The sequence below is a fragment of the Janthinobacterium rivuli genome (assembly GCF_009208735.1).
Lineage (GTDB): Bacteria > Pseudomonadota > Gammaproteobacteria > Burkholderiales > Burkholderiaceae_D > Janthinobacterium.
This window is the reverse complement of sequence record NZ_WFLJ01000002.1, coordinates 144,696-158,518: the sequence shown is the minus strand read 5'-3', so window position 1 is coordinate 158,518 and position 13,823 is coordinate 144,696. Positions and strand designations below refer to the sequence as shown.

Genomic DNA, 13,823 nt, shown 5'->3' with positions numbered 1-13,823 from the left:
CCCGCAGCTGCCGTCACGTGATGGCGGCTGCGGCGACGCCATCGCTGGCGCCGGCTGGCCTGCCATGCGCCGCTGTCCCCGTACTTGCACCATCCATCCCGTCCGTTCCCCCCAGCACCACGCTCAAATCGACAAAGCCGTCGCGCCACGCGCGTTCCAGGTCTTGCTCCACCGCTTCCAGGGTCGTTTTTTCCACCTGCCGAAAACCGCGCAAGCCATACGCTCGGTTGCGCCCGTGCGCCTTGGCCAGGTACAGGGCCATGTCGATCAGGTTGACGCTGCGTTCCCACGTGAGGGGCCGTCCCAGCGGCGCCAGCGGATAGGGCGCGAAGCCCACGGACACGTGCACTTGGATGGCCTGCCCCTGGTAATGGATGCTTTGCGCCGCCATGCCGTTGAGGATGCGCCGCGCGATATCGTCGAGTCCGTCGCGCGCGACGGCCGGCAGGAAGGCGAGGAATTCCTCGCCGCCCCAGCGCACGATCATGTCCGTTTCGCGCAACACGTCGTGCAAGGTTTCGGCGATCGTCGTCAGCACCAGGTCGCCCGCCGCATGGCCGTAAGCGTCGTTGATGTGCTTGAAATGGTCGACGTCGAGCAGGAACAGCGCGCCCACGACATCGCCGCCGTAGGCCGGCTGCGGCTTGCCCGCATGGCTGCGCATGAATTCCTGGAAATGGCGGCGGTTGTACAGGGCCGTCAGCGGATCGCGCGAGCTCTGGCGCTTGAGCTCCTGGTTCTTCACCTTCAGCTGCACGTTCGCATGGCGCACCTTGCGGTACAGCAAGCCGACGATGGCGGACGCCATGGCCAGCACCAGCGCCAGCAGCCACCATACGCGTTGCTGCAGGCGGCGGTTGTCGATTTCCGTGCTCTTGAGCTGGTTCTCGCGGCTCAGCAGCTCGATCTGGCGCTGTTTCTTTTCCGCTTCATACTTTTCTTGTAATTCATACACGGCCTTTTGCCGCTGCTTTTCGAACAGCTGGTTGGAAATGCCGCGCTCGCGGTGGTACGCCGTGACGGCGCCGCGCAGGTCGCCCGCCTTTTCCAGCGCCATGCCGTATTCCAGCAGTACGGCCTGCATTTCCGGCTGGTTGGCCGTGCGTTCATAGTATGCCAGGCCCGTGGCCACGCTTTGTTTGCCCTCCTGCAAGCGTCCCTGGCCGAGCAGCGCCTGGCCGATGTTCAGGCGGGCCGTCGCCTCCACCTGTTCATCATTGACCAGGCGCGCCGCCGTGATGGCTTCATTCGCAAAGCGCAGGGTGCGCGCGTAATCGCCTTCCTTCAGGTAGCTGTCCGACAGGTTGACGAGGGTGACGGCCACCATGCCGCGCGCACCGAGCTGGCGTTCCAGCGCCAGCGCCGCCAGCAGGGCGCGCTGGCCCCGCTGCGGCTGCTGCGCGTCGAGCGCCAGTCCGTATTCCGTATTCTTCGCCTGCGCCATGCGGCCTGGCGAGGCCAGGGTGCTCGACACGGCCAGCAATTCGTCGAGCACTTCGAAACCCTTGTCGTATTCGCGCATCTGCGTGTACAGCAGGGTGAGGGCATTCAGGGCGGCGGCCAGGCTGGACGGGGACTTGCTCTGGCGCGCCAGGTCGACGGCCGCCTGCAGCTTGGCCAGCGCAAACGGGAAATTGCCTTCCTCTGCCCACGACTGGCCCGCGCTGATGGTCGCCTGCACGCGCACGGGCAAGTCGTCCGTGCGGTTGGCGATGCGTTCCGCCTCAAAGGCCAGCAGGTGCGAGGCGCGGCGTTCGTTCCGGGCAAACGTGATGTAGGCCTTGTTGAGTATGCCTTTCGCCAGCGCCACGTCGCTCTTGTTCCGGCGCGCGTAGGCGATCAGCTCCTCGGCCAGCTGCATGGCGAGGTCGTTCTGCCCCAGGCGCATGCGGGCGTTGCTCAGTTGGGTAAGGAATTCCGCGTGCACGGGCAAGGGGGCGCTGCGCGCCTGCGTTTCCACCTCTTGCAGGCGCTGCAGGGCGCGCGCGGGCACGAAGCGGCCATCGTCGCGCACGGCGGCAAGATACTGCTCAAGGTTGCCGACTTGGGCGTGCGCGGCAGGCGGCAGCCAGCAGGCCAATACCACCAGCCACTGCGCGCTTCGCCATGATGCCCGTTTCTGTCTGCCTGCCAACGTCCCGCTCCCGCAATGACCACCTGTCTGTCACAGATTATATTCTGTTGCAATCAAGAAATATCATGCGGTGCACAGAAATGTGCGAAAGTGCACACGGCAGGCATGGACAACGCCTCTTACTGCGCCAATTGCTGCAGCAGGTACAGGCGCTGGTACAGGCCGCCCTCGATCTGCATCAATTCCTCGTGCGGCCCCGCTTCCGTGATGCGGCCATGGTTGAGCACGATGATCCGGTCGGCCTCGCGGATGGTCGACAGGCGGTGCGCGATGGCGATGATGGTCACCTTGCCGCGCAATTCGTTGAGGGCCAGCTGCACGATCTGCTCCGTCTGGCTATCGATGCGCGACGTCGCTTCGTCCAGCAGCAAAATGCGCGGCTGGCCGGCCAGCGCGCGGGCAATCGCGATCAGCTGCTTCTGCCCCGACGACAGGCGCGAGCCGCCTTCGCCCAACGGCGTGTCGTAGCCGTGTTCCAGCGCGGCGATGAAGTCGTGCGCATGCGCGGCGCGCGCGGCCGTCTCGATCTGCTGCTGCGTGTAGCCGCGGCCCATGTCGATGTTTTCGCGCGCCGAGGCGGCCAGCAGGAAGGGGTCTTGCGGCACCAGCCCCACGTCGGCGCGGAAGTGCTCGTTGTCGATGCTGTCGAGGGCGACGCCATTGATGGCGATGCTGCCCTGCGTGACGGGGTAGAAGCGCAGCAGCAAGGACAGCAAGGTCGACTTGCCGCTGCCCGTGTGGCCGACGATGCCAAAGAAGGCGCCTTGGGGAATCGTCAGCGACAGGTCGTGCAGCACGGGCTGGTTTTCCACATACGCGAACGTCAGGCGGGCGATGTCCACGGCGGGCACGTCGCTGTTCGATTTTGCCTGCCGCAGGGCCGGCGTTTGCCTGCCCTGCGCGTGTTCAAGCGCCTGCGCTTCGTCCAGCAGGGCCGAGACGCGCGCCGTGGCCACCACCGACTGCTGCAGCTGGCTGAACTGCATGGTGATCTGGATCAGCGGTTCGATCACGCGCGCGATGTAGCTGATGAACGCATACAGTACGCCCACTTCGACGGCGCCCATCTCGCGCCGGCCGAAGCTGAAGATGACGACGGCCAGCAGCACGATGTTGAGCATGTCGAGCGCGGGGCGCAGCAGCCAGGCGTTGGCGCGCAATTCCTGCATGCGCGCCGTGTAGTGGTCCTGGTTGATGCCCGTGAAGCGGGCGCCGAAGCGCTTTTCCGCATTGTTCGCCTGCAGCACGCTCATGCCGCCGATCGATTCGGCGATCTGGCCGTTGATCTCGCTGCGCAGGGCGCGCGCGCGCGTGACGGCCGGCGCGCTCCAGCGCTGGTACAGGAAGACGATCGCCAGCACGGCCGGCAGCAGGGCCAGCACGATCAGCATCAAACGCCAGTCGAGGAAGGCCATGGCGGCCATGGTGCCGACCAGTACGATGGAGCTGTCGAGGATGACGAACAGCACCTGCACGTACAGCGATTTCACCGCTTCCGTGTCGTTGGTGACGCGGCTGACCAGTTGCCCCGTGATGGCGCGGTCAAAGAAGGACATGGGCAGGCGCAGCACGTGCTGATACACGGTTTCGCGCAGGCGCTGCACCGAACGCATGGCCAGGCCAGACAGGCGCACCAGCTGCAGGTAGCGCAGGCCGGAAGCGACCCAGCCCGTCAGCAGGCAACCGCCCAGCAGCAGTGCCATGCGCGTCCAGTCCAGGTGGCGCGGCAGCAGGTGCTGGTCGATCAGGGCCTTGCCCAGGATAGGCCCCGTCACTTCGAGGGCGGCGGCGAGGATCAGCCAGAACGTGGCCCAGTACAAATGGCGCAGGTCGGGCGCGGCGGCGCGGCGCAGCAGGCCGATGGCTTGCGCGGCCTGGCGGCGCACGGATGGCGTGGCGGTGGTGGCGTGGTCGGTCTTAGATGGCATCGAGGCTGGCCTCCAGTTGTTGATAGCGCCACTGGCTGGCATACCAGCCGTCGCGCTGCATCAGCGCGTCGTGGTTGCCCGTTTCCGTGACGTGGCCGTCGCGCAGCACCAGGATCAGGTCCGCGTTGACGACGGCGCTCAGGCGGTGGCTGGCGATGATGGCGCTGCGCTCGGGGCGCTTGCGGCGCAATTCTTCCAGGTGCTGCAGGATGCGCGTTTCCGTGCCCGTGTCGACGGCGGACAGGGCATCGTCGAGCAGCAGCAAGCCGTTGTCGGCCAGGAGCGCCCGGGCGATCGCCACGCGCTGGCGCTGGCCGCCGGACAGGGTGATGCCCTTTTCGCCCACGTGGGTGGCATAGCCATCGGGGAACTGCAAAATGTCGGCATGGATGTCGGCCAGCTGCGCCGCCCGTTCCACTTCCTCGCGCGTGGCGCCGGGGCGGGCCAGGGCGATATTGTCGGCGATGGTGGCGGAGAACAGGAACGACTCCTGCGGCACCCAGCTGATGGCCGCGCGCAGCGCGTGTAAGGTGTAAGCGTCCAGCGGCTGGCCATTCCACGTGGCCGTGCCGGTCTGCGGCGTGACCTGGCGCAGCAGCACGCGCAGCAGGGTCGACTTGCCGCTGCCCGTGGGACCCACCAGACCCAGGGTCTGGCCCGGCAGCAGGCGCAGCGAGATGCCGGACAGCGCGGGCGCCGTCTGGCCCGCATACGCAAAGCCGACGTCCTGCAATTGCAGGGGGCCGGGCGCGAGCGTGGCAATGCTGCCATGGTCGTCGATGGCCAGCGGCGCATCGAGCATCGGCTGCAGCCGCTGCCAGGCGGCGCGGCCCCGTTCGATCAGGGAAAGTACCCAGCCGGCGGCGAACATGGGCCAGATCAGCTGGCCCAGGTACATGGAAAAGCTCGTCAGCGCGCCGATGGTCAGCTGGTCTTGCCACACGAGGTAGCCGCCCAGGCCCAGGGTCAGCGCCGTGGCGGCCGTCAAGGTCAGGCCGACGGCCGGTTCATACGCCGCTTCCCAGCGCTGCGCCGTCAGGCTGGCGTTGGCCGCGTGGCCGGCCAGGGTGGAGAACTGCTTGCTGCTGCGCTCTTCCAGGCCCAGCGCGCGCAAGGTGCGCACGCCCGACAGCGATTCCTGCACATGGTCGTTCAGCGCGGAAAAGCGCTTGAGCGAATCCGTCGACGCCGTGTGGATATGGCTGGAAATGCGCCAGAAGGCCAGTCCCATCAGCGGGAAGGGCAGCAAGGCGATGCAGGCCAGGCGCCAGTCCACGCCCAGCAGCATGATGCCGAGCACCATCAGCAGGGTCAAGGTGCCGTCGAAGCCGGCCAGCATGGCTTCGCCGGCGGCCATTTCGATGGCGTCGATGTCGTTGGTCGCCAGCGCCATCAGGTCACCCGTGCGCTGGTTCTGGTAGAACGAGGCGCCCTGCTGCGACATGCGCGTGTAGAAGCGCGTGCGCAGCATCACGCCCAGCTGATAGGCGGCCTTGAACAGGGTGATGCGCCAGCCCACGCGCAGGAAGTAGATGACGACGCCGACGGCGAGCAGGGTCAGCAGCTCAAGCCACAGTTCGGCAGCCGTCATGCGGTGCGCGGCCAGCGCGTCGATGATGGCGCCCACGCGGCGCGGGATCCAGACGGTCAATGTTGCCACGCCTGTCAGCATGACGGCGGCGGCGGCATACGCCGGCCAATGCTGACGCACGAAGCCGGCGATGAGCCTCGATAAACTCATGGTTACCTTTTGTTTTGAATAATGGGGTGTCGCGGGGCGGAAGGACGGGCACGCGGACGGAAAGTACGCGTAGGATACAACAAGGCGGAAAAGCGCGCTGTGGACGGGCACGCAAAAAACGGGCCGTAGCCCGTTGTTTTGCTGCGTCAGTGCGGCGCGCGACGCTTACTTGCGACCGCTGCCTTTGCCGCCCAGCATGTCGAGCTGTTTCGATGGCGCGCCTTTGGGGGCTGCCTTGGCTGCCGGCTTGGCGGTTGGCGCAGGGGTGTGCTTCACGGCGGCCTTGGCCACGGTCTTGCCGACGGCGCTGGCCGGCTTGGCGGCCGGCTTGCTCGAAGGAAATGGTTTCGCGGCCGGTGTGGCCGGTGCCGGTGCGGGCTTGGCCGTTTCAGGCTTGGCTTCCGGCTTGGCTTCCAACTTCGCTGCCGGTTTGGTGTCGGCCGCTTTCACGGCGGGCTTGTCGGCGACCTTCTCGGCAACCTTGGCCGGCGCTGCCGCCGGTTTGGCTGCGGCAACGGGGGCGGGTGCCGCCTTGGCGGCAGGCTTGGCCACTTCGGCCGGCTTGGCGACGACGGGTGCAGGTGCCGCTGCCGGCGCTGGCGCAGCGACAGGGGCAGCGACAGGTGCGGCGACGGCCAGCGCAGGCTTGGCTGCGGCAGGAGCCGGGGCGGTGGAGGCGACTGGCGCTGCCGCATCGAGGCGCGCCTTGGCCGAGGCCAGCAATTCCGCCTGGGTGCTCGAAGCGATGCCGAACAGCTGGCGGCTGTAGGCCAGCACGCTTTCGATATTCGGCTGTGCCTGGCTGGTGCTGTAGCTGAAGAAGTCGCGCGGGTCCTGCGTGACCAGCAGGTGCTGCGCCGTTTCCGCCGTGTGCGACAGGGCGGCCTTGCCGGCGTTCAGGTTCAGGGCGATGATTTTCTCGGCGCTTTCGAAGACTTTGCTGGTGAGGGTACTGAAGATTTGCAGCTGGTTTTCCAGTTGCGACTTGGCGGCGCTGGAAAATTGTTCAGGAAGCGGAAACATATTTACTCCTTTGTACGGATTAAAATGCTGGCAAAACGCTCTGCAAAATCCCGAAAACCAGAGTTGGCCGCGTTTTGTAAAGTGGGTAGCGTGCTGAACAGCTCATCATGGACTTTTTATGATGCAACGCAATATGAATATTCTAGCGGTGATTCGAGTTAGTTGAAAGCTATTTTCTCAAGGGCGTGCGCCGCGTGTCTGGTGCGCACTTGCCGCATTCATGGGCCTGGCAGCATTTGCGGGAAGTTTGCGCTCGCGCAAAGCGTTGTCATGAAATCTATGGCTACGCTTTTGCCAGTGACCATATTCGTGCACTGCAGCATCCTTGAAAAAAGTAGATGACAATGCACTGGAAGCGCCAGATACCGTAGTCAACCGAAGGAGTGTCCGCATGGACCTTGTCATCCGCAATGCCAGCCTGCCCGACGGGCGCCGCGCCATCGATATCGCCATCGAGGGCGGCCGCATCGCCGCCGTCGGTCCCGCCTTGCCCGTGACGGGCGCGCAGGAGATCGACGCCGCCGGCGACCTCGTCACGCCGCCGTTCGTCGACGCCCACTTCCACATGGATGCCACGCTCAGCTATGGCTTGCCGCGCGTGAACGCCTCCGGCACCTTGCTCGAAGGCATCGCCCTGTGGGGCGAACTGAAGCCGCAATTGACGCAGGACGCCCTGGTGGCACGCGCCCTGCAGTATTGCGACTGGGCCGTGGCGCGCGGCTTGCTGGCCATCCGCTCGCACGTGGACATCTGCGACCCGCGCCTGCTGGCCGTCGAAGCGCTGCTCGACGTCAAGCGCCAGGTGGCGCCGTATCTCGATCTGCAGCTGGTGGCGTTTCCGCAGGACGGCATCCTGCGCAGTCCCGGCGCCTTCGACAATCTGAAGCGCGCCATCGCCATGGGCGTCGACGTGGTGGGCGGCATCCCGCATTTCGAGCGCACCATGGCGGACGGCGCGGAATCCGTGCGGCTGCTGTGCGAATTCGCCTGCGAACAGGGCCTGATGGTCGACATGCATTGCGACGAATCGGACGACCCGCTGTCGCGCCATATCGAAACCCTGGCCTTCCACAGCCAGCGCCTCGGCATGCAGGGCAGGGTGACGGGCTCGCACCTGACGTCCATGCATTCGATGGACAATTATTACGTGAGCAAGCTGCTGCCCCTGATCCGCGAGGCTGGCGTGGCGGCCATTGCCAACCCCCTCATCAACATCACCCTGCAGGCGCGCCACGATACGTATCCGAAGCGGCGCGGCATGACGCGCGTGCCCGAGATGCTGGCCGCCGGCATCCCCGTCGCCTTTGGCCACGACTGCGTGATGGACCCGTGGTACAGCCTCGGCTCGGGAGACATGCTGGAAGTGGCGCACATGGGCTTGCACGTGGCGCAGATGACGGGCCAGCAGGCGATGCACGACTGCTTCCTGGCCGTCACCGAGACGCCGGCGCGCATCCTGGGCCTGGACGGCTACGGCATCGCGCCCGGCTGCCATGCGGACTTGCTGATCCTCGATTGCGGCTCCACGGTGGAGGCGCTGCGTCTGCGCGCGGCGCGGCGCCTGGTGCTGCGGCGCGGGCAAGTCGTCAGCGAGTCGCCGCGCGCCAGTGCGCGTCTGCACCTGGCGGGCCGGCCGGAGACGGTCAATTTTCGCCTGGGGCGCTGATACAATCAGCCATCACTTGTTATCGGGAGCAGCACCTTGAAAGAAATTGACATCCGCCCGGCCAACGAAGCCGACTTCGACGCCATGTGGGCCATCTTCCAGGTCCTGGTGGCCGCTGGCGACACCTATACCTTCCCCGCCGATACCACGCGCGAAGCGTGTCACGCCTACTGGTTCGGCCCCGGCGTGCAAAGCTTTGTCGCCGTGATGGGCAGCGAGCGCCTGCTGGGCATGTACAAGCTGGTGGCGAACCAGCCGGGCCATGGATCGCACGTGGCCAATGCCTCGTTCATGGTCGACCCGGCCGCGCAGGGCGTGGGCGTGGGCCGCCTGCTGGGCGTGCACTGCATGGAGGAGGCGCGCCGCGCGGGCTACCTGGCGATGCAGTTCAACTTCGTCGTCAGCACCAACCTGGCCGCCGTCACCCTGTGGAAAAAGCTGGGCTTCACGGTCGTCGCCACCCTGCCGCTGGCCTACCATCACGCGCAGCTTGGTTATGTCGACGCCTACGTGATGTACCAGCTGCTGACCGACCCGATGCAGTGGCCGGCATGAGCGGCGCCATCACCGTCTGCGAGACGCCCCGTCTGCGTCTGCGCACCGCCACCCTGGACGATGCGGCGTTCTACATGGAACTGGTCAACGACCCGTCGTGGATCGCCAACATCGGCCAGCGCAATATCCACACCCTGGAGGCGGCCCGCGCCGCGCTGGAAACGGGACCGATGGCGCAGTTCCGCGAGCATGGCTATTCCCTGTACATCGTCGAACGCCGCAGCGATGGCGCGATGGTCGGCATGGCTGGCCTGGTGCGCCGCGACAGCCTGCCCGGCCCCGATATCGGCTATGCCGTACGACCCGCTTACTGGGGCCAGGGCTATGCCTACGAGGCGGCGGCCGCCGTCGTGCGGCACGCGCAGCAGGTACTGCGCCTGCGCACCCTGTACGGCATCACCTCGCAGCAGAACCAGGCGTCGATCAATCTGCTCAACAAACTTGGGCTGCGCTTCGAGCGTTTCTCGCGCCTGCCGCCGGAGGGCAGGGAGACGAATATCTACCGCAAGGATTTTCGCCAGGACTGAGACGGAAAATCCGTATCAGCGAAGTGAAAAAAAGTATTTAGAAACCGGCGCCTTTTGTAGTGGTGATGCGCCGTCTTTGTTTTTATAGTGGATTCACCGGTGGAAAACCGCCGGACTATAAAAATGGAGACGTGTTATGAAAATCATGACTGCTGTTGCATGGGGCGCCCTCATGTCCGCCGGGTTTGCCGACGCCTCGGCGCAAAGCTGCTCGGTGCCCGTGCTCAAGGTGCTGGCGCAGAAAAGCCTGGGCCTGACCGTGATGGAAAAGACCCTGGCCGAGTATGAAAAGAAAAACGGCACCAAGGTACAAATCAGCTATTTCGGCGAAAACGACCGCCGCTCCAAGGCCCGCCTTGACGCTTCCACCAAGGCCGGTTCCTATCAGATCTACTACATCGACGAAGCCAACGTGGCCGAATTTGCCACGGCCGGCTGGGTCGTTCCCCTGCTCAAATACCTGCCCAAGGACGCCGACTATGACGACTTCCTGCCGGGCCGCCGCGCCGTTGCCTCGTACAAGGGCGTGGCGTATTTCGCGCCACTGATCGGCGGCAGCGACTTCCTGTTCTATCGCCGCGACCTGCTGGAAAAGGCCGGCATCGCCGTGCCGAAGACGCTCGACGAACTGGTTGCCGCCGTCAAGAAGCTCAATAGTCCGCCGAACGTGTATGGCTGGGCGGCGCGCGGGCAGCGCGGCTCGGGCATGAATGTGTGGCGCTGGTCGCCGTTCATGCTGGCCGCCGGCGGCAAGTGGGAAAAGGATGGCGTACCGACCTTCAATTCGCCGCAGGCCGTCAAGGCGACGACCCTGTACCGCGACCTGTTCAAGTATTCGCCGCCCGGCGGCGCCACCTACGACTGGAGCAATGCGCTCGAAGCATTCAGGTCCGGCAAGGTGGCCTTCATGATCGAGTCGACACCGTTCGCCGACTGGATGGAAGACCCGAAAAAATCCTCGGTGGTCGACAAGGTCGGCTATGTGCGCCCGCCCGCGCCGCTGGCATCGGCCGCCTACGGCCATGGCCTGGCCATCTCCGCCACGGGCGCGAAAGATGAATGCACGCGCCAGGCGGCCGGCAAGTTCATCGCCTGGGCGACGGGCAAGGAACAGGAACAGGCGCGCCTGAAGGACAACGTCTTCAGCGACTACAACCGCAGCAGCACCATCGCCAGCGACTACTTCCGCAAGCACGTCAAGCCGCAGATCCAGGCGGGCCTGACGGACACCACGCCCGTCTCGCGCGTCACCATCTGGCCCAGCCCCGAATGGCCGGACATCGGCGACAACCTGGGCGTGGTGCTGGAAGAGGTGTTTACGGGTACGCGCGGCGACGTGCAGAGCGCGCTCGACGAAGCGAATGAGTATGCGACGGAAGTGATGCAGCGGGCCAACAGGAGAAAGTAGTCCGCTTGCCGTTCAGCCGCCGCCCGCGATGGTGGCGGCCCGCTTCCCTGTGCCTGAAAGTCCGTTGCGAAAGTGTACTTCTATGCCGCACTCCATCCGTAAAAAACGCCACACCTGGCTGCCGGCCGTCTTCCTGACGCTGCCGCTGCTGATTCTGCTGATACTGGGCCTGGTGCCCAGCATCGCCGCCATCAACCTGGCGCTGCAAAACCGCGTGCTGCGCTACAGCGACAGCGACTACGTCGGCTTTGCCAATTTTCTCCGCCTGTTCGGCGACCGCCGCTTCGTCAATGCCGTGCAAGTATCGGCCATCTGGGAAGTGGTCACCGTGGCCGGCTCGCTGCTCGTCGGCGTGCTGCTGGCCGTGTTCCTATTCGAGAAAGTCAAGGGACGCACCCGTGACGTCATCGCGCTGCTGCTGATCGTGCCCGTGCTGCTGCCGCGCGTGTCGGCCGCCTTCATCTGGAAATTCATGTATTCGCCGTTGATGGGCATTTTGAACTGGCTGCTTGAATGCGTGGGCCTGGGCGGCACGGCCTTGCTGTCCGACCCCGCCACGGCCCTGTACGCGGTGGCGCTGGTCGACATCTGGCAGTGGGGCCTGTTCTTCGGCGCCGTCATCCTGAAGCTGCTGGAAACCCTGCCCGCCGAACCGCTGGAAGCGGCGCGCCTCGACTACGCCAGTACCTTGCAGGTGTATGCGTATATCGCGCTGCCCATGCTGAAGGTGCCCATCATGAGCCTCGTGTTCATCAAGATGGTCGAGTCGCTGCGCTCGTTCGACCTGATCTACGTGATGACCAAGGGCGGCCCCGGCATCTCCACCGAAACGCTGGACATGTATGCGTATGCGCAAGGCATCGGCCTGATGGGCAAGGTGTCGTACGCGTCCAGCATGGCCGTGCTGATGATGCTGGCCACGACAATTATTTTTACATTGCTCTGGAAGCGGGTCGCCAAATGGGAAAACTGACTGTTACGCGCGGCCTCGGCGCCGTCACCACCACCGCCATCACGACCCTCATCGTGCTGGTGGCGCTGTTCCCCATCCTGTGGGCCGTGCTCAATTCCTTCAAGGAGCTGATGGACATCGTCACGCCCGTGCCGCGCTTTTTCTTCAGCCCGACCCTGGCCAACTACCAGCAGGTGCTGGCCAGCCCGGAAGTGCTGACGGGCCTGGGCAACAGCGTGGCCATCGTCGGCGTGGCCGTCCTGCTGGGCGCCGTGCTGGGCGTGCCGGCCGCGTATGCGATCGCCCGCTATCCGATCCCGGCCAAGAAGGATATCCAGTTCTTTCTGCTGTCGCTGCGCTTTTTGCCGCCCGTCGCCGTGGCCATTCCATTGATCTCGATCTGGATCGACCTGGGCCTGTACGACTCGCGCCTGTCGATGGTGGTGACGTATCTGCTGGTGACCCTGTCGACCATCATCTGGCTGTCGATTCCCGCCTTTGCGCGCATCCCGAAGGAGATCGAGGAAGCGGCCGCGCTGGACGGCTACGGTCCCTACCAGGTGTTCTGGCACGTGGCTCTGCCCGTGGCCTCGAAGACCCTGATGGGCGGCATCGTCTTCAGCTTCGTGCTGGTCTGGAATGAACTGATGATCGCGCTGGCGCTCACCTCCTCGAAGAGCATGACTCTGCCCGTGGTGGCGTCGGCCTTCACGTCGATGGGCCAGGAAGTGCCGTGGGGCGTGGTGAACGCTTCCACCGTGCTGCTGGCGCTGCCGCCGCTGCTGTTCGTCGGCATCCTGGGACGGCTGCTCAACTCCATGCTCAAACATAAATAAGGACTCCAATCATGCAAGCACTCGTACTGGAACACGCGCATTCCATCACCCTGCGCGACATCGACGTGCCGCTCGCCGTCGGCCCGCGCGACGTGAAGATCAAGATTCATACCGTGGGCATCTGCGGCAGCGACGTGCACTACTTCAAACATGGCAGGATCGGCCCCTTTGCCGTCGAAGCGCCGATGGTGCTCGGCCACGAGGCCTCCGGCGTGGTGGCGGAAGTGGGCGCGGAAGTCACGCACCTGAAAGTGGGCGACCGGGTCTGCATGGAGCCGGGCGTGCCGCAGTTCGATTCGCCCGCCACCATGCGCGGCCTGTACAACCTAGATCCGGCCGTGCGCTTCTGGGCCACGCCGCCCATCCACGGCTGCCTCACGCCGTACGTCGTGCATCCGGCCGCGTTCACCTTCAAGCTGCCCGACAGCGTCAGCTTCGGCGAAGGCGCCATCGTCGAGCCGCTGGCCATCGGCTTGCAGGCGGCGAAGAAGGCGGCCATCAAGCCGGGCGACGTGGCGGTGGTCATCGGCGCCGGCACCATCGGCGCCATGAATGCGCTGGCCGCGCTGGCGGGCGGCTGCTCGCGCGTGATCCTGGCCGACCTGGTGCCGGAAAAGCTGGCCCTGTTCGCCGATAATCCCGCCGTGACCACGGTCGACGTGCGTCAGGCCAGCCTTGCCGACACGGTGCGCGAGGCCACCGATGGCTGGGGCGCCGACATCGTCTTCGAAGCGAGCGGCAGCATGCGCGCCTACGACAACATCACCGATCTGCTCTGCCCGAACGGCTGCCTGGTGCTGGTCGGCATGCCGCCGGATAAGGTGCCTTTGGATATCGTCGCCATCCAGGCCAAGGAAGTGCGCATTGAATCCGTCTTCCGCTACGCGAACATCTTCCCGCGCGCCATCGCCTTGCTGGCCTCGGGCAAGATCGACGTGAAACCCTTCATTTCGCGCACCTTCGGCTTTGCCGACGGCGTGCAGGCGTTCGAGGAAGCGGCCCTGGGCCATCCGCGCGACGTCAAGATCCAAATCGAACTGGCGGGAGACTGAT

General features: G+C 65.2%; 11 protein-coding genes. 7 read left to right on the top strand and 4 right to left on the bottom strand.

Features of this window, described 5'->3' with window-relative positions; genetic code table 11:
• Positions 1-13: 13 nt before the first annotated feature.
• From GCN78_RS03275 to GCN78_RS29960, 4 genes are all read right to left on the bottom strand, one after another.
• Positions 14-2,086, bottom strand: a complete 2,073-nt coding sequence (locus GCN78_RS03275; protein ID WP_319633125.1) for a sensor domain-containing diguanylate cyclase — start codon at positions 2,084-2,086, stop codon at positions 14-16.
• Between the two features lie 167 nt (positions 2,087-2,253).
• Positions 2,254-4,062, bottom strand: coding sequence for an ABC transporter ATP-binding protein (locus GCN78_RS03270; protein WP_152250403.1), 1,809 nt, complete (start codon positions 4,060-4,062; stop codon positions 2,254-2,256).
• On the bottom strand, positions 4,052-5,803 hold the full coding sequence (locus GCN78_RS03265; RefSeq protein WP_152250402.1) for an ABC transporter ATP-binding protein: 1,752 nt from the start codon (positions 5,801-5,803) through the stop codon (positions 4,052-4,054). Before GCN78_RS03265 ends, GCN78_RS03270 begins: the two co-directional genes overlap by 11 nt.
• 165 nt (positions 5,804-5,968) lie before the next feature.
• Complete coding sequence (locus GCN78_RS29960; protein ID WP_152250401.1) at positions 5,969-6,826, bottom strand: phasin family protein; 858 nt, start codon at positions 6,824-6,826, stop codon at positions 5,969-5,971.
• Between the two features lie 391 nt (positions 6,827-7,217).
• Here GCN78_RS29960 and GCN78_RS03255 point away from each other — a divergent pair, with 391 nt between their 5' ends.
• From GCN78_RS03255 to GCN78_RS03225, 7 genes are all read left to right on the top strand, one after another.
• On the top strand, positions 7,218-8,492 hold the full coding sequence (locus GCN78_RS03255; protein WP_152250400.1) for an amidohydrolase family protein: 1,275 nt from the start codon (positions 7,218-7,220) through the stop codon (positions 8,490-8,492).
• Between the two features lie 36 nt (positions 8,493-8,528).
• A complete protein-coding gene (locus GCN78_RS03250; protein WP_152250399.1) occupies positions 8,529-9,047 on the top strand; it encodes a GNAT family N-acetyltransferase in 519 nt (172 codons plus the stop codon).
• The gene (locus GCN78_RS03245) at positions 9,044-9,574 is read left to right on the top strand and encodes a GNAT family N-acetyltransferase (protein ID WP_226939435.1); all 531 of its coding nucleotides are present in this window, start codon (positions 9,044-9,046) and stop codon (positions 9,572-9,574) included. Before GCN78_RS03250 ends, GCN78_RS03245 begins: the two co-directional genes overlap by 4 nt.
• A gap of 136 nt (positions 9,575-9,710) precedes the next feature.
• Positions 9,711-10,982, top strand: a complete 1,272-nt coding sequence (locus GCN78_RS03240) for an ABC transporter substrate-binding protein (protein ID WP_152250398.1) — start codon at positions 9,711-9,713, stop codon at positions 10,980-10,982.
• Between the two features lie 82 nt (positions 10,983-11,064).
• Positions 11,065-11,955 (top strand): carbohydrate ABC transporter permease, encoded by an 891-nt coding sequence (locus GCN78_RS03235; RefSeq protein WP_152250397.1) that lies wholly within the window; start codon positions 11,065-11,067, stop codon positions 11,953-11,955.
• Entirely contained in the window at positions 11,943-12,770 is an 828-nt protein-coding gene (locus tag GCN78_RS03230; protein ID WP_152250396.1) for a carbohydrate ABC transporter permease, read from the top strand. Before GCN78_RS03235 ends, GCN78_RS03230 begins: the two co-directional genes overlap by 13 nt.
• 11 nt (positions 12,771-12,781) lie before the next feature.
• On the top strand, positions 12,782-13,822 hold the full coding sequence (locus tag GCN78_RS03225; RefSeq protein WP_152250395.1) for an NAD(P)-dependent alcohol dehydrogenase: 1,041 nt from the start codon (positions 12,782-12,784) through the stop codon (positions 13,820-13,822).
• The last annotated feature ends 1 nt before the right edge of the window (position 13,823 follow it).